Origin of the sequence: Pseudovibrio sp. W64, assembly GCF_001623145.1 — a bacterium.
GTDB lineage: Bacteria > Pseudomonadota > Alphaproteobacteria > Rhizobiales > Stappiaceae > Pseudovibrio.
Genome location: NZ_LMCI01000038.1, coordinates 358,446 through 380,642 on the forward strand (window position 1 = coordinate 358,446; position 22,197 = coordinate 380,642).

Genomic DNA, 22,197 nt, shown 5'->3' on the forward strand with positions numbered 1-22,197 from the left:
AATTTGCTTTATTTATAAAGTAAGTTGAATTATCAGGTGACAATAACACCTGAATCGTATGCGTGTGAGCTATATTTTTGTTTTTTCTATGTAAATGTTATTTGGGTTACGTATAGGTTAGAAAATTAGCCGGTTAAATACTTCTCCATTTTTCCTGTAAGATGAAATATTTTCAATCACTTGGCGCCCCATTTCTCGTCTGGTTTCGAGTGTGGCACTCGCAAGGTGAGGGGTCAGGGTTGTGTAGGGGGACGCGATCAGCTCATTGGGAACATTAGGCTCATCCGGAAATACATCCAAGGCTGCGGCCCCGAGTGTTCTGTTCTCAAGTGCAGTGATCAAATGTTGAGTGTTTACCAATGAACCACGGGCGATATTGATCAAAAGCCCGCTCGGGCCCAGAGCTTCTAATATATTAATATCTATAATATTTTTTGTGTCCGGGCTGCCAGATGCAGCAATGACAAGCACGTCGGATTCGCTTGCCAGTTCCAACGGAGAGGACCGGCATTGTTTATCTTGTTTCGGGTCTGCGTTGCGATCACAGTACAAAATTTGCATGCCAAATGTGCCGCCTAAAATTTTGGCGGCTTTTCTGCCAATGCGGCCATATCCAAAGATGCCGAGTGTTTTACCTCGCAGGCTGTAGCCGATGCCCAATTTGCCGTTGAGCCAGTCGCCATTGCGGATAAAGCGGTCTCCCTCTGCAATTCGGCGAGAGGATGCCAGAGCAAGGGCCACGACATGATCGGCCACGGCTTCGGTCAAGGCGTCTGGTGTGGTTGTGATGATGATGTTTTTATCGCGGGCCTGTTTCAGGTCAACTTTATCGTAACCTGCGCCATAGACCGCAATAAGCTCAAGGTTGGGCATTTCTGCCATCAGCTCACTGGAGAGGCCAACATCACCCTTGGTTGCGACGATGCGGATGTTCGGCAAGGTTCGAGCTCTCAGCTCTTCGTCTTGTTGAAGTTCCCAATAACGAGCAAGCGGGGCGCATTTTTCCAGCTCCTCGTTGATTTCATTGGGCGCATAAGGGCTTAGTTGAAGAACATCGATCATAAGACAGTCATCTGAAGATTACTTGAGCATCAAAGTCAAGAATGCATCAAGTTGCAGACGTTCGCCAGTGGGAAGTTTTGACTGCCCCACAGATGCCTGCGTTTCAACGTGTCAGGAAACCCGCCGAACTCATGTGAACGTGAAAATCAGATAGAGAATGCCTACCAGAATACTCGTTACAGCGACGGTGCCACAGAAGTCAGTTGCCGCACACTGAACAGTCTTAAAAGGAAGTCGACGCATAATAACACCCCCAACCTTGGAGAGACCCACAATCCCTCTCAGATATATTAGGAAGATGCGCTGTAAATAAGTAGACTACATAATGTCGCAGTCTGGTTAGAGAACATGGTTGTCTGCTTATGGAGTTGCCTTTAGAATTCTTCTATCTAACTGATTTTGCTATTTATTTCTTTTGGTTTGAGAGGCCAGGCGTCAAAGGGTCCGGTTTAGGGTGGCAAGCTTGTTAGCTTAGGGCGGCTGTTGTAAATTAATAAACTTCCAAGGCTGCAAACAGCTTAAAAAACAAGAATAATTGGAGTGTGAGTGGTGGCCCGTCCAGCAAACCTCTCGAATGCGGTTTACGACAAGATGAAAGATGCTGTCGACTCCGGAGAATTTCCGGAAGGTCTTAAGCTTCCGACAGAAAATGCGCTGTGCGAGCGGTATGGCGTCTCACGTCCTGTTGTACGCGGTGCGATGGAGCGCCTGCGTAAGGAGGGGTACATCAAGACTGTGCGTGGCTCTGGCAGCTTTGTCATCAAGGAGCACGTCACTCCAACGCCTTTTGCGCCCACACTCGGAGAATTTGCGATTTCCGGCATTGGTGACGTTATTCAATGCCAGGAAACCCGTATGGCCTTTGAAGGCGAGATGGCGGCGTTGGCTGCTGAGCGCTGGACTGATGAAGAGATGGCAGAGTTGGATGCTGCGTTGGCGCAGATCCACAGCGATGGGCTGGACTCTGTCGGCACCATTGATGGTGACATGCGTTTTCATTCTGCGGTGGTGAAAGCTGCCAAGAATGAATATGCAGCAGCTGTTTACGAAGTTATGAAGCCGCAAATCCTTGTTGGTATGAACATGAGCAAAGGGCTGTACCCGTTACTACCTGAGTTTGCACGTCGGCACGGGATCGAAGAGCATAAGGCTATTCTGGACGCGATCAGAGCGCGCGATGTTGAAGGTGCACGCCGTGAGATGCGAAACCACATCGGCTTCTTTGGGGACCAATTTAAATAGAAAAGGCTCGCCCCATTTGTTGCGAGCCCTCCCATAATCAATAAATCAAATGCTGCGGGCCTGCATGAAGGATTCGACCTGATCGCGAGTCGGGATTGGGGCGACTGCGCCATAGCCTTGCGTTGTGAGTGCTGCGGCTGCGTTGGCGTATTTGAGACTGTCTTCCAGCGACTTGCCAGCCACCACATTGGTGAAGAAAGAGCCGGAGAAGCAGTCACCAGCACCAGTGGCATCAATGGCTTCTACCGGATTGCCTGTAACGCGTTTTCTCTCAAAGGCTGTTGCGTACATTGCGCCCTCTTTGCCCAACTTGAGAATGACGTTCTTTGATCCCAGATTGAGGTAGAAGTCGCAGATTTTGTCCGGATCGGAGAGGCCGGTCAGTACTTCAGCTTCATCGACGCTTGGCATGATGAAGTCAACGAGGCGGGCGGTTTCATGAATGATGCCGCGAGCGCGGTTCAGATCCCAGAGCTTCAGGCGCAGGTTGGTGTCAAAGGAAGTAAGTGTGTCACCTTCTTTGGCGATCTCGATGCCTTTGAAAACACTGTCGCATGAGCTGGTGGAAATGGCCTGCGTGATGGCTGTGACGTGGAAGAGTTTGGCCGCACGAATGGCATCTGCCGGCAGTTGATCTGGTGTGACCTGCGAGGCTGCGGAGCCTTTGCGGGCGAAACTGAAATGATGGCCTTGCTCGTCGTGGGAGATGAAATAGATGCCTGTCGGAGCAATCGGACTGCGCTCGACAAGGTGCGTTTTAACGCCTTCTTTCTCCCATAGATCAATGAACTTGTTGCCGAAGACATCATCGCCCAGATGGGTCAGGATGGCGACGTTTGCACCCTGACGTGCCGCACAACATGCGAAGTTGGAGGCGTCGCCCCCGAAGCCTGACAGGTAATCCGGTCCTTCTCCGCTATACTCTTTAACCTGATTGAACTCGAACAATGGCTCCCCAAAGCTGATGATTTCTGCGGTCATTTTGTCCTCATTGTTCAAAGTGTATCAGGCAGCATGCGTCACTATTGGCCAGTCCTTTCAGTTCCCTGCGAGCGGAGCGATTGCTATGATGCAGGAAAGATTCTGACGCTGGGAGTTTTGTGGCAGCTAATTGGTAGACCATTTTCCGATATTTCAGGGTATTTTGCAATTAGCTGCTTACACTTATTTTCTTTGATTTTATTGAAATTCTTGATGAACTAAATTTGGAAAATCATTCAAGTTATAAAAGGAAAGGGCATCGGTGGTGGAATTGGTCAGCCAATTGCGAGTGAGCGCTTTCCTGATTTTGGCTGGGAAAGCGGCTGGTAGCGTTGTTTGCTGATTAACTATGAAATAGGACTGGTAACACTTGAATGCTCTACGATTTGTGCCAGAGGTTGGAATGTTTCAGAAAATCAATATTGGGTCTTTGCCAAAGGGGCAGCGGAATACAATTTGTGATGTTCCGGGTGTCAAAATCGGACATGTGACGCTGACCGACGGTGATTGTCAGACTGGCGTGACCGCGATTACCACGCATGGTGAGAATGCATTTAACCTGAGAACGCGCGCGGCTTCTCATGTGTTTAATGGGTTTGGCAAGAGTGTTGGGCTGGTACAGGTTGAAGAGCTGGGAGAGCTGGAGACGCCGATCCTATTGACGAACACGCTAAGCGTTGGTGCGGTTAGCGAAGGTTTGATCCAGCATACGCTGGCAGAAACGCCGGATATTGATTTTGTGATGGGCACGATCAATCCAGTGGTGTTTGAGTGTAATGACGCTTTCCTGAATAAGATCAGTGCGTTGTATGTGCGTCCGCAGCATGCTCAAGAAGCCATTAGTGCAGTTTCGGAAGAGTTTGAGCAAGGTGCGGTTGGTGCTGGGCGCGGCATGTCCTGCTATGGTCTGAAGGGAGGTGTTGGGAGTGCTTCTCGTCAGGTGAAGCTTGGCAATAAAGAGTACCATCTGGGTGCTCTGGTGCTTTCCAATATGGGACGGATGCCAGACTTTACATTGGCTGGACAACATATTGGCCCGCAGATTGAAGAAAAGCTGGCACGTGATGAGGGCGGACCTGAAAAAGGGTCTATCATCATGATCATCGGAACGGACTTACCGCTCAGCGAACGCCAGTTGAAGCGGGTTGCCAAGAGAACTTCTGTAGGACTTGCACGAACTGGTTCATTTCTTGGTCATGGAAGTGGCGATATAGCTTTAGCATTCACAACTGCGGATCCAGTGGACACAAAGAGCAGAAAACGCACGCATTCGGTGGAACAAGTGGATGAGCGGCGAATTGACAGGGTGTTTAGAGCGACTGCAGAAGTTACAGAGGAAGCTATCGTCAATTCAATGTTGAATGCAGAACGAGTAACGGGCCGTGATGGCAATACGCGCTATGCATTGGGAGATTTTGGCGAGTTAATGGGGGAAGCAAATGAATAAGCAGGAAATCAAGCTCCTTGATGAAGCTTTTGCCTTGCCAGAAAATACCAGGTGGTCCTCATTTGGAGAGGGCCATGCCAATGAAACCTGGTTGGGAGAAATAGACGGGGAGGAGCCTGTTGTTCTTCGTCGTCACAATCCAAATAGAACTGAAGAGCAGATCCTTTCAGAATTCAAATGTCTGGATTTGCTGCACGATATAATCGGATATGAGGTTCCGAAGGCGCTTTATGGCGTTAATCAGGAGCGTTTGACCGAGGTTGAGGGTGCTTACTATTCTGTCTTTGAGTTGATCGAAGGTGAGACGCCACCACTGGATAAGATTGAGACCTGCAGCCAGAGTGGTCAGGCCTTGGCAAATCTGCACATCAAGCTTTGGGAGGAGCGAGATGCGTTTCGATTTGCGGAGGAGGAACGTCCGGGTGTTAGCAAAGAGACGTTGAAATCAGGAGCTGCCTTGTTGGCCGCGCTTTCTGAGTTGGAAGCTTCCAAGAACATCGATGCCAAGTATCTGAGCTCTGCTTATTGGGCAGATATGGAGACGGGGCTTGATGAAGCGCTGGGTAAACTTGGAAACCTGAATGAGACAAAGCACCTGATCCATGGTGATTTTGGACCGCCCAACACGCTCATCAGCGAGAATTCTGGCGAGTTGGTCGGTGTGCTTGACTGGGATGAATGCCGGTGGGACCTGCCAGTATATGATGTTGCTGGCGTTTATCCATTCCTGTGCGAGATCGATAAATCTCTTGGTGAGGCGTTTGTTGATGCTTATTTCACAGGATTGAAAGGCTCATCTCATCCGCTTGCAAGGCGCGAAAGCGAAATACGGGCGCTTATGGCAGCTGTACAATATGTGGCTACCTACAAAGAGTTTGAGCTGATGGTTGAAAACCACCTTGATGAACCTGAGTATCTGGCGCAGCTGCTTGAGCAGCTGGCCTGATCTTTAGGCGGTTTCTCTCACGGCGATATGCTCTACCCGTGAGAGAAGCTTGGCCCTGCCTCTGACCATTTAATGTTGTTTTTGTCCAGATAGTTCAGTGCCTTACGGATATCCAGAAAGAGTTGGTCGACTGCGTCATGAGAGACGCCATGGCGTACCATGATGCGCTGGACGACTGTATCGTGCATGTCTGCCGGTAGCGGGTAGGAGGCGATTTGCCATCCGCTCATGCGCACCCGTTCTGAAAGATCGTAGAGCGAGTAGTGGGCCTTTTGCGGGTGTTTGAGGCGATAGCACACACAGGGCAGGGCGCCATTGCCGTCATACAGAATGTCGAGTTCCGGTAGCCCCGCCAGCTTTTCGGCGAGATACTGAGCGTTCTCAGCGCAAGCTGACTGGATGCCTCTGTAGCCTACCCAGCCTAGTCTCATGAAGTTGTAATACTGGATGACGATCTGACCACCGGGGCGGGAGAAGTTCAGCGCGAAGGTGGGCATGTTGCCACCCAGATAATCAACGTTGAACACCAGATCAGACGGCAGCTCTTTCTGATCGCGCCAGATCACCCAACCAACGCCTAAGGGAGCGAGACCGAACTTGTGGCCGGATGCGTTGATGGACTTCACGCGATCGAGGCGGAAATCCCACAGCAGTTCCGGATGTAGGAAGGGGGCGACGAAGCCGCCGGATGCGGCGTCTACGTGAACCGGAATGTCCAAACCTGTCTGGTCCTGGATTTTGTCCAACTCTTTGCAAATTTCGCTTACTGGTTCATAGACACCGGTGAAGGTGACACCAAGGGTTGGAACGACGCAGATGGTGTTTTCATCCACGTAGTCCTTCAACTGTTCAGGCCTCATATGGAGAGACCCTTCGCTGAGAGGGATTTGGCGGAGCTCCACGTCAAAGTACTTGGCAAATTTGTGCCAGCAAACCTGAACCGGACCACACACTATGTTGGGTTTGTCGTAGGATTTGCCTTCTTTCTTGCGTCGATCTCTCCATGCCCATTTGAGGGCGAGGCCGCCCAGCATAGCGGCTTCAGAAGAGCCTGTGGTTGAGCAGCCGATTGTTTCTTCCGCTTCCGGGGAGTTCCAGAGGCTGGCGATGATATGAACACAGCGGGCTTCAATCTCTGCCGTTTGCGGATACTCATCCTTATCGATCATGTTCTTGTCGATGCAATCGGCCATGAGTTTGTGAACTTCGTCTTCCACCCATGTGGTGCAGAAAGTGGCGAGGTTCTGCCGTGCATTGCCGTCCAGATAGAGCTCGTCGCGGACAAGGTTGTAGGCCTCTTCCGGGCTCATTCCGGTTTCTGGAATGTGCTCTTTGGCAAGTCCTTCAACTGCGCGGGCCGTGGCGTAAATGTCTGGACTTTCGCTGGCACTTGTCTTCCACAATGGCATGAGGTTGCTCCGAAAATGATTTGCTGATGCAACCCTAGCGTCAGTGCCTGAAGGCCACGTAAGTTTCACAGGTTCAATTTGGAGTGTCCTGTTGACCTTTTTAAGAAAACGAGGGCGTTTCAGGTCAGCTTCGTTTATTACTCATTCTGGTTTGAGAAAGTTATTACAGGTGGTCTGGAATGGATTGGTCTCCGCAACAAGATGATGCACTTACTGAAGTGGCGCGCTGGTCCCGTTCGCACGGGCCGCAGGTGTTTCGCTTGTTCGGGTATGCCGGTACCGGTAAGACCACTCTGGCTCGCCATCTGGCTGAAGGGCTGGATGGAGAGGTGGCCTTTGGCGCCTTCACCGGTAAGGCCGCGCATGTGCTGCGCCAAAAGGGCTGTGCAGATGCTTCGACCATCCATTCGTTGATCTACCGTCCAAAGGGCACCAAGAAGGATGATGAGGACGAGGATGAGAGCCCTCAGTTCGCCATCAACCGCGACAGCCCAGCTGCGAAAGTGGACCTGATCATCATTGATGAGTGCTCCATGGTGGATGAGGAACTCGGGCGCGATCTGCTTTCCTTTGGCAAAAAGGTGCTGGTGCTGGGTGATCCTGCACAGCTGCCACCGGTGCGAGGTGGAGGTTATTTCACCGAGACCGAGCCGGATATCATGCTCACCGAGGTTCATCGTCAGGCGAAAGACAACCCGATTGTGCGCATGTCCATGGATATTCGTGATGGGCAAGAGCTGGATTTTGGCCAATATGGCGACAGTTCTGTGATCTCCCGTCGGGACATCGACAAAGAACGGATCCTTGCCTCTGATCAGGTTCTGGTGGGAACCAACAAGACGCGCAGGCTTTATAACGGCCGGATTCGAGACCTTAAGGGTATCACGACACAGATGCCGTCCGTTGGTGACAAACTGGTGTGCCTGCGTAACGACAAGACCAAAGGTTTGCTGAATGGTGGCCTCTGGGAAGTCTCCCGCCTGCGTCCGCCACGCGGTAACACGCTGCGCTTTGACGTTACATCAGAGGATGACATCTCCAAGAAGGCGATTAGGGTGAAGGTGCTGCCTGCGATGTTCGAGGAAGGCAGCGAACAGCTCCCCTACGCCATCCGCCGCCGTGCCGACGAGTTCGACTACGGCTACGCCCTGACCGTGCACAAATCGCAGGGTTCTCAGTGGGATGATGTGGTGTTGTTTGACGAGAGCTGGGCGTTTCGTGAGCACAAAACGCGCTGGCTGTATACGGCAGTGACCCGTGCGGCGCAGAAGATTACGGTGGTGCGGTAACCACCCTTTGCCGTCAAAGTGCCTTGCTAAACGGGAAAGCTATTTCATGACAACCAACAAACGCATCGTTCTTTCAAGCGACCACTCAGGCATTCAGCTTCGGCAAGTTGCGGCGGCTCATATCGCTGCGAAGGGGTGGGAAGTTGTCGATATTGGGCCGACAACGCCTGAAAGCACGCCTTATCCAAAGCATGGTGAAGCGGCTGCACAACTTGTTGCTTCTGGTGATTGCAGGTTCGGGATTGTGTTGTGCGGTACCGGCCAAGGGATCATGATGGCGGCGAATAAGGTTAAAGGCATCCGGTGCGGGGTTTGTAGCGACACATTCTCTGCTCGCATGATCCGCGAGCACAACAATGCCAACATGCTTTCTATGGGTGTCCGCGTGATTGGCGAAGGAGTTGCACTCGATATCGTGGATGCATTCCTTTCCGCTCAGTTTGAGGGTGGGCGACATGCGATGCGAGTGGAGATGATTGAAGCGTTGGAAGTTTAGCACTGATTGAGTGACCGAAGAGAGGGACGTTAATTTAAATAAAACTACATCTCCTTTCCCTGTTCATATTCCCTTCTCGCACCTAGTTTTGCCCGCATTGGGGACCTAGGGTGGGCATCTGTTTTTAATAAGCCTGCGAGATTTGAATGTCTGATCTGACGTCTGTTGCTTCTTCCTCTCCTGCCAAAGCGGGTAAGCTTTCTGCTGATATTGCTTTGCGGATTTCTCAGCGTATTTCGGGTGAAATTGGCTGTGCGCCGGGGCAGGTGAATTCTGCGGTGCAGTTGTTGGATGAAGGGTCTACGGTTCCGTTTATTGCGCGTTACCGTAAAGAGGCGACAGGTGGATTGGATGATACGCAGCTGCGTACGTTGGAAGAGCGCCTGATTTATATGCGTGAGATGGAAGATCGCCGCAAAGCGATTGTTAAATCCATTGAAGAGCAGGGCAAGCTCACCGACGAGCTGGCAAAGCAGATTGCTGGTGCAGACAACAAAGCCACTCTGGAAGACCTTTACCTCCCTTACAAAAAGAAGCGCCGCACCAAAGCGCAGATCGCCCGTGAGGCTGGTATTGAGCCGCTGGCAGATTTGCTACTGAGCGACCCGAACAAGACGCCCGAGAGCGAAGCAGGCAGCTTTGTTGATGCAGAGAAGGGGTTTGCGGACACCAAGGCGGTGCTGGATGGCGCGCGTCAGATCCTGATGGAGCGTTTTTCCGAGAACGCTCAGCTGGTCGGCAAACTGCGTTACTATGTGGCGCGTCAGGGTGCTGTGAAGGCAGAAGTTGTTGCTGGCAAAGAGCAGGAAGGCGCAAAGTTCTCGGACTACTTTGGTTATTCTGAGAATTGGAAGAGTATTCCGAGCCACCGGGCACTGGCGCTTTTGCGTGGTCGCAATGAAGGCATTCTGGCGTTGGACCTGAAGGTGGATGAGGATGATGTTTCCGCTGTGAAGCCGGTTGAGCAGATGATTGCTGATGCGGCGGGCATCGTGAACAATGGCCGTCCTGCTGATAAGTGGCTTTCTGATGTGTGTCGCTGGACGTGGAAGGTGAAGATTGGCCTTCATGTTGAGCTGGACCTGATGAGCGAGCTGCGCGACAAGGCAGAAGAAGAAGCGATCAAGGTTTTTGCCCGTAACCTGAAGGACTTGTTGTTGGCTGCGCCCGCTGGGCCGCGTGCGACGCTGGGGCTTGATCCGGGTATTCGGACTGGCGTGAAGGTGGCTGTTGTTGATGCGACTGGCAAGCTGATTGATACCGCCACGATCTACCCGTTCCAGCCACGCAATGACATTCAGGGGTCACTTGCCACTTTGCGGGCATTGGTTGCCAAGCATGGCGTGAGCCTGATTGCGATTGGTAACGGGACTGCTAGCCGCGAGACGGATCGTTTGGCGGCGGACTTGTTGAAGGATATTCCGGCAGAACATCGCCCAACCAAGGTGATGGTGAATGAGGCTGGGGCTTCGGTTTATTCCGCCTCGGCTTTGGCTGCCAAGGAAATGCCGGATGTGGATGTGTCTTTGCGCGGAGCGGCTTCTATTGGTCGCCGTTTGCAGGACCCACTCGCGGAACTGGTGAAGATTGAGCCGAAGTCCATTGGTGTCGGGCAGTATCAGCATGATGTGAACCAGACCAAGCTGGCCCGCTCGCTGGATGGAGTGGTTGAGGATGCGGTGAACGCGGTTGGGGTTGACCTCAACACGGCATCTGCTCCGCTGTTGGCGCATATCTCCGGCCTGACAGAGGGCCTTGCGAAGGCGGTGGTTGAGTATCGTGATACGGTTGGCACCTTTAAAAACCGCAGGCAGCTGTTGAAGGTTGCGCGGCTTGGGCCGAAAGCGTTTGAGCAGTGTGCTGGCTTCCTGCGGATTGCGGACGGTGAAAATCCGCTGGATGCGTCCTCTGTTCACCCGGAAGCGTATCCACTTGCGCAGAAGATTATCAAAGCATGTGGTCGCGATATTCGTGAGATCATGGGCTCCAACCTGCTGAGCAATCTGGACCCAAAAGAGTTTACGGACGAGAAGTTTGGTCTGCCGACTGTAAAGGACATTTTTGCAGAGCTGGAAAAGCCGGGGCGTGATCCACGTCCTGAGTTTAAGACCGCCTCCTTCCAGGACGGTGTTGAGACCATGCAGGACTTGAAGCCGGGTATGATGCTGGAAGGAACGGTGACCAACGTGACCAACTTTGGTGCCTTTGTTGATATCGGCGTGCATCAGGACGGGTTGGTGCATGTGTCTCAGCTCGCAGACCGGTTCGTGGATGATCCGCATACGGTTGTGAAGGCGGGCGATATTGTGAAGGTGCGTGTTGTTGAGGTGGACGTTGCCCGCAAACGCATCGGCCTGACCATGCGCAAGGACAGTGCAGATGCTCGTGAGAATGTGCGGGAACGACAGGCTGACCGGGGTGGCAACCGCAACCAGGGTGGAGGTCGTCCGGGCGGCGGTAATCGTCCAAATGGCGGCAACCGTGGTGGCGGACCTCGCGGGGGTGATCGTGGTGGCAGTAAGCCAGCTGATACGAGCGGTGGTAGCAACAATGCCATGGCAGCGGCTCTGGCAGCGGCGTTTAACAAGCCTAAACGGTAAGTCTGCTTCCAATCAGTTTTTCAGGGAGTCCGCTGGTTTTGCTGGCGGGCTCTTTTTTTGTTAGGAGCTCTGTATTTTAAATAATTTTTATTTTTATGCCTGATCTATCAGGGTTGTAGAATTGACAAAGCTTTTTAAAATCATGATGTTGTAGTAATTATATTTTTCCTATCGGTGTCTCTTCAAGTTAATGTAATCGATCTCTGTGCTGAATCTCACAGTTAGAATTTCTCTTGTTGTTACTATTGGTTTTGAGATGTGCTTTCTATCTTGGGTTGTGTAACGGGAGAATTTAGTGCCGTCCTTTGCCTCGCTTGTTCATTGTCTTCGTTCAAATACTACTGAGACGCCTGATGCTGTTAACTTCACAACTGTAAAGAAAGCGCAGAAGTATCTAGGGGATTTTCAGGGGAAGGAGGTTCGCGTTTCCGCGCAGACCTTTGAGGACCTGAAGGTTGCACAAAAAGTTATCTGGCAGACCAAGCAGTTGCTTCCATTTGGTGCAGGTAATTTGACGCCGGAGGTGTTTGCTTCGCGTGGTGAGAGTTATCTGCGTGCCAACTATGGGCTGGCGAAAGCTCCGCAGCATGGTGGGTTGGCTGAAAGCTCAGTCCGTGTGCAGGCCGGCAACTGTTCCGGGCACGCCGAGGTTAGTTATAAGCTTCTGGCGGCATCAGAAACAGACCGTCCAGTGGCTCGTGTTTCCTCTTCAATGGTTGATCATGCGTTTTGCATGATTGGTGATCCCAGAGACCCTACGCAAGAGGCTGTTGTTGTTGATGCATGGCCGACGTTTCCGGGGGCCTTTCGTCTTGAGGACGGGAAACAGAGTATCATGGGTGAAGCGCCAACCGTGGTGTCGTGGACGCGTGCCGGGCCAAAGCCTGCTCTATCTCTGGATATTGAGGGGCTAAAGCCAGTGCCCTTTGAGGAAATTCAGGGCTTCTTTAAGTCGCTGGACGTTCCCAGTGCTCCGGGCAAGAAGCTTGAGCGTTTTATTGTTGAGCAGAATTCCAGGTCTCAATTTATGTTTTCAAGCCTCAGCACTACGGAAAATCCTGCGACTACCTACGTGACTGATTGGACTACAGAGACTGTGCAAGCGGATGAGATTCCCGCGAAATACTTCCATGAGAAGTTTGAGGGGCTGAAGGCTGGGAAAAAGCATGGCTTCTAACAATGTGAACTTCCATCACCTGATGAAAGACCTCATGAGGCAGTACCTGATCAACGAGTATGATGAGAATGAGGTCTATCAGGTGGATGTTGATGGTGCGCGCAGCATGTACTTTGTGGGCAATGAGCCAGACTATATCAAGCTGCTGGTGCGGGTTGAGCGTGAGGCCATTCATGAGGGGCTGAGTGAAAGCAGTATGCTGAAACTGAACCTGCCTGACCTTTCGGGCCATCCGATTATCGTCGGGCAGGGGGATGATGACTCTGTGGTGCTGTGGTCTCGTATTGCGTTGAGTGGATTGTCTCTGCCGGATTTGCTGGAGAGTGTTGAGGCGCTTGGTTCTGCTGCTTCATCCCTCACAGCCCAGAACTAAAGCAGTTCGCATTTGAGTTGAAGCATCTGAACGGCTTTAGCCTTTGTTTTTGCGTATCTTTGTCCGAAAACCGGTTTCCACTTTTCGGCGATACACTGTAGTTTTGCTGCGCTTCGCAGTGGCAGATTAATAGACTGGTATCTCTTTTGTTTGGAGATGATTGAACTGACGAGGAAAACAGGCGACAACCATCAAAGTGCGATAAATATGCATGCGTGATGAGTGGAGATAACTTGTCGACAGATCCTCGTATACATTTCAGAGCGGTAGATGTAGCGCGCCGATATATTGATCGGGCAATGGACCTGCCTGATGGATGTGTAGAGCGTGTGTTTCTGGAGTTTGATGCCGAGAGAATTATGTGCGCTGCTGAAGCTGCGGATCAGCGGCAGAAAGAAGCGCATGACTCGTTGCCTTTGCATGGCGTGGCTGTTTCTCTCAAAGACCTGTTTGATGAAACTGGGATTGTCACCAGTGCCGGCTCGCCGTTCCTGCGCAAGCGGGCTCCGGCTTGTGAAGATGCCAAGGTGGTCTCTGCCCTGAAAGCTGCAGGAGCGTTTACCTGTGGCCGTACCAATATGAGTGAGTTGGGTTTTACGGGGCTTGGGCTCAATCCCTGTTTTGGGTCTCCTGCAAATGTGATTGATCCTGCACGCATTCCCGGAGGTTCATCCTCGGGGGCTGTTGCAAGTGTGGGGCTGGGGCTGTGTGATGCGGCTCTGGGAACCGATACTGGCGGGTCTGTGCGAATTCCGGCAGCGCTTAATGGTCTTTACGGGTTTAAGCCGACGCGGGCGGCGATTTCGACCAAGGGTCTTTTCTCTGTTTGTCCATCCTTTGATACGGTCGGCTTTATTGCGCGATCAATACATATGTGTACCCGTTTGCATGCTGTGCTTTCGGGGCAGTGTCTTGCTCCGCGCAGGATAAAGAGCCTTGATGGATTGCATGTGGGGCTTGTGGCTTCGCCGTTGGCTGAGGGGCTGGATACGCAGGTGAGTGCTGATTTTGATCGCTCGATGCAGGCAATCCGTGATGCGGGTGCTATCATCGCACCGGTTTCAGAGCCTGTCTTGTGTCATAGCGCGACTTTTCTTGGGACGATCTGCAGTTACGAGACCACTGCTTTGGTTGGCGGGTATCTGGAAGGTCTCAAAGAGACTGGTGATCCTTATGTGGTGCAGCGGATTCTCAAGTCGACTGAAGTGACGAGCAAAGAGATGGAAGAGGCGCGCTCGAAGCGGGTGGAAGCTATCCGCGCCTTTAAAGAGATGGCAGGCAAGTTTGATATTCTGATTGCGCCGACGGTGCCGATTGTTGCACCGCTGCTTGAGGATGTTGACAGCAATCCGGAGAAATTTGGCTCTCAGCTTTCGCAGAACACGCGTGCTGTGAACTGGGTTGACGGGTGTGCTGCGACTATTCCCATGAACCTGCATGGCATGCCGGGGACGGGTTTGATGTTGATTGAACGGGCTGGACGTGATTGGCATGTGCTTGAAATGGCAAGTTTGATTGACAAAGTGATCGCTCCTGCGCGACTAAAGGGCTGATTTGAGCGTGTTCCTCTCCGAAAACCGGAACTACTTTTCGGGAACACGCTGCGATGCAGGAGAAGAGCTGCTGTGACCAGCGCTAAAAAGATACTTATTTATATTGATGCGGATGCATGCCCTGTCAAAGACGAGATTTACAAGGTTGCTGACCGGTATCGTCTGAAGGTGTTTGTTGTTGCTAACAGTTTCATCAACACGCCGCGCGACATGGATGTGGAACGGGTGATCGTGCCTGATGGGCCTGATGTTGCGGATGACTGGATTGCTGAGCGGGCCGTTCCGGGTGATATTGTTGTGACGCAGGATATTCCGCTGGCTGACCGTGTGGTGAAGGCTGGTGCGCTTGCGCTTTCCCCAAAAGGAAAAGTGTTTGATGAAGCTTCCATTGGCATGGCGCTGGCAACACGTAACCTGATGGAAGATCTGCGTAGCTTTGGGGAGCAGACAGGTGGTCCGCGCCCGTTCTCACCGAAAGACCGATCTCAGTTTTTGCAGAAGATCGATCAGATCATTCAGCAGCTGAAGCGTCAGGGATTTTCGGTATAGCGAGGTGCTGTTTGCCATTAAGCTCTGTGAAAACTGGCGATGATGTGCTGTAGGCCTCTTTGTCGACAAAGTTGAGCGCTTTTCTGGGGCTCTACTCTCGATAGACGTCAGGTCGTTTCCCTATGCCAGTTATCAGCGTGCGCAATTGTGTTGCCTTAGGCCTTGTTGCGCTTTTTTCGTTTTCGTCTCCTTCTGCGTTCGCCAAGTGGAAGAATCCTGCGGATCGGTATGCAGAGGCTTACAAAGAGTATTTGGGTGCTGCTTGCCCCATTGCTCCAGACAGCATCAAGCACTTTGTTTATTTCGCCAGAGACCGCGAAGCGATTGAGGAGCATCCGTTTTTGGAGAGCTCCCGGTTTGCAGGTGCGCAGATCATGTATCCGTGGCGTGCGCTTGAAACTTCTGAGGGAACCTATGATTTCTCTCTGATTGAAGCGGATCTGGCGTATCTGGGCTCCAAAGGCAAGAGGCTGTTCGTCCAGCTTCAGGATGCTTCGTTTAATCCAGACTATGTCCCTGTTCCTGACTACATTCTTACTGATGAGTATTCAGGCGGTGCTGTTTATCAGTTTAACGATAACAACGAGCCGGAAGGTTGGGTTGCAAAGCGGTGGAACAGCAAGGTGCAGGAGCGGTTTGCCAAGCTTCTTCAGGCGCTGGGGCAAGCCTTTGACGGGCGGATTGAGGGTATCAATCTGCAAGAGTCTGCCATTGGGGTGTCCGCTGAGGATGATGAGCAGTTCAGTCCGGCCAGATATTCTGAAGCGCTGAAGGGCAATATGTCCGCAATGAAAGCATCGTTTCCGACATCGGTTACGATGCAGTATGCGAACTTTATGCCGGGTGAGTGGCTTCCCTTCGAAGATGAGGGCTATCTGAACTCAATCTATGAATATGGCGAAAGCATTGGTGTTGGTTTGGGTGCGCCGGATCTTATGGTCAAGCGGCGTGGTCAGCTGAACCATACCATCGCGATGATGCATGAGCGGGCGTACTCCGCGCCTCTCGGGATTGCTATTCAGGATGGCAATTATACGGGACGAACAGGCACCACTGAGGTGATTGAAAATGGTCAAAACATCGTGCCGCTGCTCCATGCTTTTGCGCAGGATTTTATGAAGGTGGACTACATGTTCTGGGTCAACCAGGAGCCATATTTTGAGAGCGATGTTCTGAGTTGTTTTGAGTAGCGGCTCGGCGTGGAGTTCGTATGTCAAATCGCATATGCCACTGCCGTCATGCCGGACGAGCGGAGCGAAGATCCGGTATCGAGTGCTTTGAGTGCTGGTGTTGGTGGGGGTGGCTCTGGATCCCGCATTAAATGGGGGAAGACGAAGGAGGGGAGGCGATTGATGCCTTGCCTCCGATGCTACTACCGTGATGCCAGACAGGGGGAGCTTTGGCTGAGCGTATCCTTAGGGCAACAGGTGCGGGGTTGTTGCAACTTTTCGTTGACAGGTGGGCGGTTCCATTCCACATTCATATGTGAGGCGTAGAAACCTCCTTTCCACGCGGTAGCCGCACCCGTAACTGGCGGATTTTTTGTGCCTTTTTTCTGAAGGCGCGAACCCTTTGCTATGAGCGGGAGGGCGGTGAATACAATACCCTCTTCGGAGGGGAATAAACCCGCCTGCCGTGGTCAGGTTTCTACCCTCCCGCTCGCCAGTGGGCCGTAGAAAGCCCAGTGTCGTGCGGTTCATTCAACAGCCAACCACGTGAGGGCTTTGATTATGGACGACACTGCATGCGCCTGTGGCGCCACAAATACTCTTCAGAATGAATTTGATGACGTGAACGTTGCTGTTTCTGATCTTCAGAATCTTGCTTATGTGCAGCATATGGTGCTGAGCGAGCGGATGAAGAACAGTTGTGAACGTGACGTTTTATTCACTTTGCACTACGCTTTATGTAACCGCCTAGAGGCACTTGATAAGACCTGCGGAATTTTAACCGATGCGTTGTCTGGCACGTCCTTCCCTAAAGGATTGTCCGGTCACGCGACACGCAGCGTCGCCTCTCCACCACCGGTCGAAACCAATATTGTGTCTCTTGATTAGATCACTGTGAACGGCACTCCAAGGGCTGCCTCAACTACCCTTGCACAGCCCTTCATGAGTGTCCTGCTGGTCTGCGGCCGGGCGAAGTGTGCCCGCAGGCCAGCATCTTTGAGTAGCTGTTTTCCAGTGATACGCTTTAGGTACCAAGTTCTTGGCGGAGGATATCTGCAGTTTTCATGGGCATGAACATGCGCAGGGGGTTAGATGGGAGGCTTTGAAACTGAAGTCTCTCATAGATTGCTTTTCTGCTGGTGACCTTCTCCGGGTTTCCGCAGTCGAGTACATCAAGCATGATTACAGCAGCAGCATAACCAGATTGCGATGCGCGAGAAGCACGGCATAAGGCATCGATCAGAAGGTCTTCTCCAATCTTTTGCCCCCGGTAGCGGATGTCTCTGCCGATCATCGAGATATATACGGCAGGAATTGAACCATGACGCGGCGCTGCCCGTTTGTATTTACCCGGAAGGTCCTGATAATGAACTGCATGGGCATTCATGGCATAGAAACCTGCTGTGTCTCCATTGGAGCTGACCATCACGTATATTGACGTGTTGCCTGCATTCCTGAGTTTGTTGGCTGTCTTTTTAAAATAGTTGTCGACCTGTTCAACGCCGCAAGAAAAGTTCGCTCTGTCATGCTTCTCAGGATTGAAAGCTTCAATAAAAAACTGCGTTTCAGCCCCATCTGCAGACGACGACTTTTCCTGAACGCTTACGTCCGTCAACGGCTGGTCACTCGTGTCTTGTAGCGTTTTGCTGCGGTGACGAGTGCTTCATTTGGATCTGGTGGTGTTTCCAGAGCAGCAGTGAAGGCAGCATGATCGACGGCTTCGAGGCGGGTGTGCTCATGCGCTTCAATCACGCGTTCTGCTTCTCGCAGGGCGGCGCTCATCGTAAAGGTGGAGTCGTCCACGCCCGACAATGCTGCAGCATGCTGTATAGCCGCCTTGATGGGGGCCTTGGTGCGGAAGTTCATTCGCTCCGTGTTGCGGCCTTTGATCTCTTCGGTTTCGTCGTTGAATCCAAGCATCGCGTGCCTCCTTTGGCCTGTGTCGCCTTTGTGTTTTTGTACGTCACATGTGCGTACGAGTCAAGAAAGGCGCACTTTATGGCTGGAGGCTGTGGTTGAGCAAAAACTTATTCCCCTTGCTGTTTCTAGATTTATCTTAGTTTTGTGCCCACGCAATCGGGCAGGAGTGGACCGTCCATTCCGCGGCGTGGGCGGGGTTGGGCTGCCGGCATGAGGTAACGTATCGTGTCGGGAGGTCCGGTGAAGCGCCATACCCTTTTGAGGCCACAGTGGTATAGGGAGTTTGGGGTCGTTCCGGAGGGCGTCCGGTGGTGGCAGGAAACTGCCAATGACAGGGAAACCTGTCAGTGACACGGGAACGTGTCATTCACGTCTGTCCGAGAGGGAGCCCGCGTGTTCATGATAAAAGGCCCGGGCGAGGCGAGTAGCTGATGCCGAAGAAACTAATTTAACAAGTAGCGCAGGCAACGCCTGCTCGCCTTGCTCCACCCGTTTAACGGGGACCAAAGCTTCACCACTGCATGGATGGCCATGTGGTGCTGTTGGTGTTTGTGGGGAGAGGTAGACATCAGGCATAAAAAAACGGACCCGAAGGCCCGTTTTTCAGTTCTTGCTAAAGCAGTTCACGTTTAAGCAGATGAACTGCTTTAGCTTTTGTTTGCGCGTATCTTTATCCGAAAACCGGTTTCCACTTTTCGGAGATACGATGTCTGTGAGGCTTATTCGCCGCCGCGGTTATCGCGGAAGCTTTTGCCGCCACCTGGCTTGCCTTCGCCACGACCACGGCCTTCACCACCACGGCCACGACCTTCGCCACCACGGTAGCCACCGCCACCGCCGCCTTCACGACGACCACGACCACGGCCTTCACCGCCGCGTCCGCCTTCACCACGGTAACCGCCGCCACCACCGCCACCGCGATTGTTGCGATTGCCACCTGGGCGACCACTGCTGCTGCGCTCTGGATTGCCTTCGATACGGGTGATGGTGATTGATTTTTCACCAGTGCCGTTTTCTTTGACAGTTTCCAGGAACTTGTCAGCAAGTTTTGCGTCGAGTTCGAAACGGGCGTCTGCATCAAAGATGCGGATGGAGCCGATGTCTTTTTTGGTGATGTGACCTGCGCGGCAGATCATTGGCAGCAACCAACGCGGTTCAGCGTTGTGTTTGCGACCGACGTTGAGGCGGAACCAAACACCGTTGTCGAAGTCTTTGCGAGGCTTGCGCTCACGCTCACTATCGAAATTGGTGCTTGTTGCCAGCAGTTCTTCTGGTGCAGGCAGACCCTGATGGATCTGGCGCATGTAAGCAGCTGCGATTTGCTCAGCGGTGAACTTCTCAAGAAGTTCCTTCACCATTGGCAGATCTTCTTCGCTCGGTGCTTCCTGCAGATCGGAGGACGCAAGGATGCGCTCACGGTCTTTGTTGCGAATTTCATCGGCTGTTGGCGCTGGAGCCCATTCCGCTTTCACTTTTGCAAAGCCGAGAAGGCGTGTTGCTGTGCGACGGCGGGTGTGTGGGACAACCAGAGTACAAACGCCCTTACGGCCTGCACGACCAGTACGGCCAGAGCGGTGCAGCAGGGTGTCTGCGTTGTTTGGCAGGTCTGCGTGGATCACGAGATCCAGGTTTGGCAAGTCAATGCCGCGTGCAGCAACATCGGTTGCCACACAAACGCGGGCCCGGCCATTACGCATAGCGCCAAGAGCGTGGTTACGCTCAGCCTGGCTCAGCTCACCGGAGAGAGCAACAACTGCGAAGCCACGGTTGCCGAGGCGTGCAGACAGGTGCTTCACCATTTCGCGGGTGCCGCAGAAGATGATGGTGTTCTGAGCTTCGTAGAAACGCAGGACGTTGATGATCGCGTTTTCACGGTCGTTTGGTGCGACCTGCATTGCGCGATATTCAATATCAGCGTGCTGTTCGCGGTTGCTTACTGTTGAAATGCGCTGTGCATCACGCTGGAAGCGTTTTGCGAGGCTTTCAATCTGCTGAGGAACAGTTGCGGAGAACAGCAGAGTGCGGCGTTCTTGTGGTGCAGCGCCAAGAATGAATTCGAGGTCTTCACGGAAGCCAAGGTCCAGCATTTCATCTGCTTCGTCCAGTACAACTGTGCGAAGTGAGGAAGTATCAAAGGAACCACGTTCAATATGGTCACGCAGGCGGCCTGGGGTGCCGACTACGATGTGTGCGCCTGCAGAAAGATTGCGGCGTTCACGGCGCATATCCATACCACCAACACAAGTGGTGATACGAGCACCGGCTTCGCCGTAGAGCCATTCCAGTTCTTTAGAAACCTGGATAGCCAGCTCACGGGTTGGCGCAACACACAATGCAAGAGGTTCGTTCGCACGGCCCATACGCTCTTCATCACCCAGCAGTTCCGGCGCAATAGCGATGCCGAATGCAACTGTTTTACCAGAGCCTGTCTGAGCAGAAACCAAAAGGTCTTTGCCTTTCAGTTTTTCATCAAGAACGGCTGTCTGGACCGGGGTTAGAGACGTGTATTCGCGCTTTTCTAGTGCGGTAGAAAGCGCTGGGGCAACCCCTTCAGGTATCGTCATTTAGTATTTCTTTCGAGGAGGGTCATTATCTATAAAGCAAGAGCTTTGTTGCCCTACCCATCGCTTCCGCTCACTCATGAAACCATAAAGGGGACCATGAGGCGGCAAATGGCAAGCGAGCTCTTTTCTTCGTGGGCCTTGTAGTCTGACTTCGTGAAAAGGTCAATGAGATATAAAAAATAGATATGAAAGGTACATGTAAGTTTGCCGTGGTTCGGAGGTCCTAAGCTTCGAGAAAATGGCTAGAATTAAGGGTCCAAGAGAGCAGTATCACGGGTGATTGTGATAGATAAATCGGGTGTTTGCCACCTAAGTGCTGTTGAGGAATTGGGTGCTTTGATTTTTGAACTGAACGGTGATTTCAGCTTTACGCTAAGACTATTTGCCTTTTTCATGGGGCAGAACTAAAGAGGGGCGATTAACAGACGGAGGCGAAATGGATCAGCTCTCAAACTTCTTTGGTGCAATGCCCTCATGGGTTGGAGTGGTCCTGCTTGTTGTGTTCATTCTGAGTGGCCGTCTGTTCAGAGACGCCTGGAAGCTTCAAGGCGCCAGATGGAAACTGCAGTGCTGGGTTTTTGGGTTGCTTGCCTTGTCGAGCTTTCTGTTGCTGGTGTTCGGCGTTTTTGATTTTGGCTGGGCGAGCAGATAACTTTCTGGTTGCAGAAAACTAGTTTTAAGAGCCTTGGTATATGATAGCTCTCAAATGGCAGAGGTCTGCCGCGAGAAACCTATTGGAGCCAAGAGCATGTTTTCGAAGCCATCATTGATCAGACGAGGTATTACAGCCAAGTTGTTTGGCCTGGCTTTTGGGCTCCTGTGCCTCTATCTCATCGCGTTGCTTAACCTGAATGTTTCGTTTGTGGTTCAGTTCGGCCTGATCCTGTGGTGCATTACACTTGGTGGTCTGGTAGCGCTGATAGGGGTCATAAACTATCTGCCCCTGCTGAAGTCCATCATGCCGAGCTGGTTCTCTGGCGGTTTCATTTGCGGATGGATGAACTTGCTGCTCTGGCTCATTGGCGGGGATAGTCTGACGTCGATCGGGCAGGGGCTGTTTCCGACACTGGGTAGTCTGTTTCTTGGTATTGGTTTTGTTGCCATTGGTGTCGGCTTCGGGATTGTCGCCGGGTTCTTTGCCAAGCTGATTGGCGGTGAAGGGCCGGACGTTGCGCGAGATTATACCGACAGTAAATAGCAGGCATGCAAAAGGGGCCTTTCGGCCCCTCGAATGTTTTGAAAATGGATGGTGATTAAGCTGCGCTCTGCTCTTCCATCGCTTGCTTGCGCTTACACGGCTGCAGCTTTTCACGAAGCGGGCTGTTTGGGTCAACTTCGCGCTTGCAGACGATGCAGTGGTCCGCGCCTTCAATGGCGTTCAAGCCGCCGCAACTGCCAGTGATCGGCTTGTTTCTGAAAA

General features: G+C 52.3%; 21 protein-coding genes. 14 read left to right on the forward strand and 7 right to left on the reverse strand.

Annotated features, from left to right (window positions below):
* Positions 1-117: 117 nt before the first annotated feature.
* Complete coding sequence (locus PsW64_RS18185; protein ID WP_063304478.1) at positions 118-1,062, reverse strand: 2-hydroxyacid dehydrogenase; 945 nt, start codon at positions 1,060-1,062, stop codon at positions 118-120.
* A gap of 549 nt (positions 1,063-1,611) precedes the next feature.
* On the opposite strand from PsW64_RS18185, the gene PsW64_RS18190 reads away from it, so the two are divergent.
* Entirely contained in the window at positions 1,612-2,304 is a 693-nt protein-coding gene (locus tag PsW64_RS18190; RefSeq protein WP_057465458.1) for a FadR/GntR family transcriptional regulator, read from the forward strand.
* A 45-nt stretch (positions 2,305-2,349) separates the two neighbouring features.
* Here the strand turns inward: PsW64_RS18190 and PsW64_RS18195 are convergent, their stop codons facing one another.
* Positions 2,350-3,285: a sugar kinase gene (locus PsW64_RS18195; protein ID WP_063304479.1), complete on the reverse strand. Its 936-nt coding sequence runs from the start codon at positions 3,283-3,285 to the stop codon at positions 2,350-2,352.
* 403 nt (positions 3,286-3,688) lie between these two features.
* Between PsW64_RS18195 and PsW64_RS18200 the strand changes: the two genes are divergently transcribed.
* Both PsW64_RS18200 and PsW64_RS18205 read left to right on the forward strand, forming a co-directional pair.
* Positions 3,689-4,732 carry a DmpA family aminopeptidase gene (locus PsW64_RS18200; protein ID WP_063304480.1) on the forward strand — a complete coding sequence of 348 codons (1,044 nt, stop codon included), beginning with the start codon at positions 3,689-3,691 and terminating at the stop codon, positions 4,730-4,732.
* Positions 4,725-5,678 (forward strand): phosphotransferase enzyme family protein, encoded by a 954-nt coding sequence (locus tag PsW64_RS18205; RefSeq protein WP_063304481.1) that lies wholly within the window; start codon positions 4,725-4,727, stop codon positions 5,676-5,678. Before PsW64_RS18200 ends, PsW64_RS18205 begins: the two co-directional genes overlap by 8 nt.
* 32 nt (positions 5,679-5,710) lie before the next feature.
* On the opposite strand, the gene PsW64_RS18210 is transcribed toward PsW64_RS18205, so the two are convergent.
* Positions 5,711-7,087, reverse strand: a complete 1,377-nt coding sequence (locus PsW64_RS18210; protein WP_063304482.1) for a glutamate decarboxylase — start codon at positions 7,085-7,087, stop codon at positions 5,711-5,713.
* Between the two features lie 179 nt (positions 7,088-7,266).
* Here PsW64_RS18210 and PsW64_RS18215 point away from each other — a divergent pair, with 179 nt between their 5' ends.
* From PsW64_RS18215 to PsW64_RS18255, 9 genes are all read left to right on the forward strand, one after another.
* Positions 7,267-8,376 carry an ATP-dependent DNA helicase gene (locus PsW64_RS18215; RefSeq protein WP_057465454.1) on the forward strand — a complete coding sequence of 370 codons (1,110 nt, stop codon included), beginning with the start codon at positions 7,267-7,269 and terminating at the stop codon, positions 8,374-8,376.
* A 46-nt stretch (positions 8,377-8,422) separates the two neighbouring features.
* On the forward strand, positions 8,423-8,872 hold the full coding sequence (gene rpiB, locus PsW64_RS18220) for a ribose 5-phosphate isomerase B (protein ID WP_063299714.1): 450 nt from the start codon (positions 8,423-8,425) through the stop codon (positions 8,870-8,872).
* Positions 8,873-9,018: 146 nt separating this feature from the next.
* Positions 9,019-11,472 carry a Tex family protein gene (locus tag PsW64_RS18225; RefSeq protein ID WP_063304483.1) on the forward strand — a complete coding sequence of 818 codons (2,454 nt, stop codon included), beginning with the start codon at positions 9,019-9,021 and terminating at the stop codon, positions 11,470-11,472.
* A 295-nt stretch (positions 11,473-11,767) separates the two neighbouring features.
* Positions 11,768-12,649, forward strand: coding sequence for a hypothetical protein (locus PsW64_RS18230; protein ID WP_063304484.1), 882 nt, complete (start codon positions 11,768-11,770; stop codon positions 12,647-12,649).
* A complete protein-coding gene (locus tag PsW64_RS18235; RefSeq protein ID WP_063304485.1) occupies positions 12,639-13,022 on the forward strand; it encodes a CesT family type III secretion system chaperone in 384 nt (127 codons plus the stop codon). Before PsW64_RS18230 ends, PsW64_RS18235 begins: the two co-directional genes overlap by 11 nt.
* Before the next feature lie 233 nt (positions 13,023-13,255).
* Positions 13,256-14,575 carry an amidase gene (locus tag PsW64_RS18240; protein ID WP_208980872.1) on the forward strand — a complete coding sequence of 440 codons (1,320 nt, stop codon included), beginning with the start codon at positions 13,256-13,258 and terminating at the stop codon, positions 14,573-14,575.
* A 72-nt stretch (positions 14,576-14,647) separates the two neighbouring features.
* A complete protein-coding gene (locus tag PsW64_RS18245) occupies positions 14,648-15,124 on the forward strand; it encodes a YaiI/YqxD family protein (protein WP_057465450.1) in 477 nt (158 codons plus the stop codon).
* A gap of 122 nt (positions 15,125-15,246) precedes the next feature.
* Positions 15,247-16,314 carry a hypothetical protein gene (locus tag PsW64_RS18250; RefSeq protein WP_063304487.1) on the forward strand — a complete coding sequence of 356 codons (1,068 nt, stop codon included), beginning with the start codon at positions 15,247-15,249 and terminating at the stop codon, positions 16,312-16,314.
* A 540-nt stretch (positions 16,315-16,854) separates the two neighbouring features.
* Complete coding sequence (locus PsW64_RS18255; RefSeq protein WP_063304488.1) at positions 16,855-17,181, forward strand: hypothetical protein; 327 nt, start codon at positions 16,855-16,857, stop codon at positions 17,179-17,181.
* Positions 17,182-17,317: 136 nt separating this feature from the next.
* Here the strand turns inward: PsW64_RS18255 and PsW64_RS18260 are convergent, their stop codons facing one another.
* The 3 genes from PsW64_RS18260 to PsW64_RS18270 form a co-directional block, all read right to left on the reverse strand.
* A complete protein-coding gene (locus tag PsW64_RS18260) occupies positions 17,318-17,908 on the reverse strand; it encodes a GNAT family N-acetyltransferase (protein WP_244277297.1) in 591 nt (196 codons plus the stop codon).
* Positions 17,905-18,213, reverse strand: a complete 309-nt coding sequence (locus PsW64_RS18265; protein ID WP_063291482.1) for a type II toxin-antitoxin system TacA family antitoxin — start codon at positions 18,211-18,213, stop codon at positions 17,905-17,907. The genes PsW64_RS18260 and PsW64_RS18265 overlap by 4 nt, the downstream gene beginning before the upstream one ends.
* A 719-nt stretch (positions 18,214-18,932) precedes the next feature.
* Positions 18,933-20,777, reverse strand: coding sequence for a DEAD/DEAH box helicase (locus tag PsW64_RS18270; protein WP_063304489.1), 1,845 nt, complete (start codon positions 20,775-20,777; stop codon positions 18,933-18,935).
* A gap of 436 nt (positions 20,778-21,213) precedes the next feature.
* On the opposite strand from PsW64_RS18270, the gene PsW64_RS18275 reads away from it, so the two are divergent.
* Both PsW64_RS18275 and PsW64_RS18280 read left to right on the forward strand, forming a co-directional pair.
* Positions 21,214-21,429 carry a hypothetical protein gene (locus PsW64_RS18275; protein ID WP_063290465.1) on the forward strand — a complete coding sequence of 72 codons (216 nt, stop codon included), beginning with the start codon at positions 21,214-21,216 and terminating at the stop codon, positions 21,427-21,429.
* A 96-nt stretch (positions 21,430-21,525) separates the two neighbouring features.
* Positions 21,526-21,975 (forward strand): hypothetical protein, encoded by a 450-nt coding sequence (locus PsW64_RS18280; protein WP_108820489.1) that lies wholly within the window; start codon positions 21,526-21,528, stop codon positions 21,973-21,975.
* A gap of 55 nt (positions 21,976-22,030) precedes the next feature.
* Here PsW64_RS18280 and PsW64_RS27995 read toward each other — a convergent pair whose 3' ends face one another.
* Entirely contained in the window at positions 22,031-22,180 is a 150-nt protein-coding gene (locus tag PsW64_RS27995) for a hypothetical protein (protein WP_244277331.1), read from the reverse strand.
* Positions 22,181-22,197 lie beyond the last annotated feature (17 nt).

Coding starts and splice junctions, on each gene's coding strand:
- PsW64_RS18205 (WP_063304481.1), top strand. CDS start 4,725: ATGAATAAGCAGGAAATCAAGCTCCTTGATGAAGCTTTTGCCTTGCCA.
- PsW64_RS18255 (WP_063304488.1), top strand. CDS start 16,855: ATGGACGACACTGCATGCGCCTGTGGCGCCACAAATACTCTTCAGAAT.
- PsW64_RS18250 (WP_063304487.1), top strand. CDS start 15,247: ATGCCAGTTATCAGCGTGCGCAATTGTGTTGCCTTAGGCCTTGTTGCG.
- PsW64_RS18195 (WP_063304479.1), bottom strand. CDS start 3,285: ATGACCGCAGAAATCATCAGCTTTGGGGAGCCATTGTTCGAGTTCAAT.
- PsW64_RS18275 (WP_063290465.1), top strand. CDS start 21,214: ATGGATCAGCTCTCAAACTTCTTTGGTGCAATGCCCTCATGGGTTGGA.
- rpiB (WP_063299714.1), top strand. CDS start 8,423: ATGACAACCAACAAACGCATCGTTCTTTCAAGCGACCACTCAGGCATT.
- PsW64_RS18270 (WP_063304489.1), bottom strand. CDS start 20,777: ATGACGATACCTGAAGGGGTTGCCCCAGCGCTTTCTACCGCACTAGAA.
- PsW64_RS18200 (WP_063304480.1), top strand. CDS start 3,689: ATGTTTCAGAAAATCAATATTGGGTCTTTGCCAAAGGGGCAGCGGAAT.
- PsW64_RS18235 (WP_063304485.1), top strand. CDS start 12,639: ATGGCTTCTAACAATGTGAACTTCCATCACCTGATGAAAGACCTCATG.
- PsW64_RS18210 (WP_063304482.1), bottom strand. CDS start 7,087: ATGCCATTGTGGAAGACAAGTGCCAGCGAAAGTCCAGACATTTACGCC.
- PsW64_RS18280 (WP_108820489.1), top strand. CDS start 21,526: ATGTTTTCGAAGCCATCATTGATCAGACGAGGTATTACAGCCAAGTTG.
- PsW64_RS18185 (WP_063304478.1), bottom strand. CDS start 1,062: ATGATCGATGTTCTTCAACTAAGCCCTTATGCGCCCAATGAAATCAAC.
- PsW64_RS18225 (WP_063304483.1), top strand. CDS start 9,019: ATGTCTGATCTGACGTCTGTTGCTTCTTCCTCTCCTGCCAAAGCGGGT.
- PsW64_RS18265 (WP_063291482.1), bottom strand. CDS start 18,213: ATGCTTGGATTCAACGACGAAACCGAAGAGATCAAAGGCCGCAACACG.
- PsW64_RS18215 (WP_057465454.1), top strand. CDS start 7,267: ATGGATTGGTCTCCGCAACAAGATGATGCACTTACTGAAGTGGCGCGC.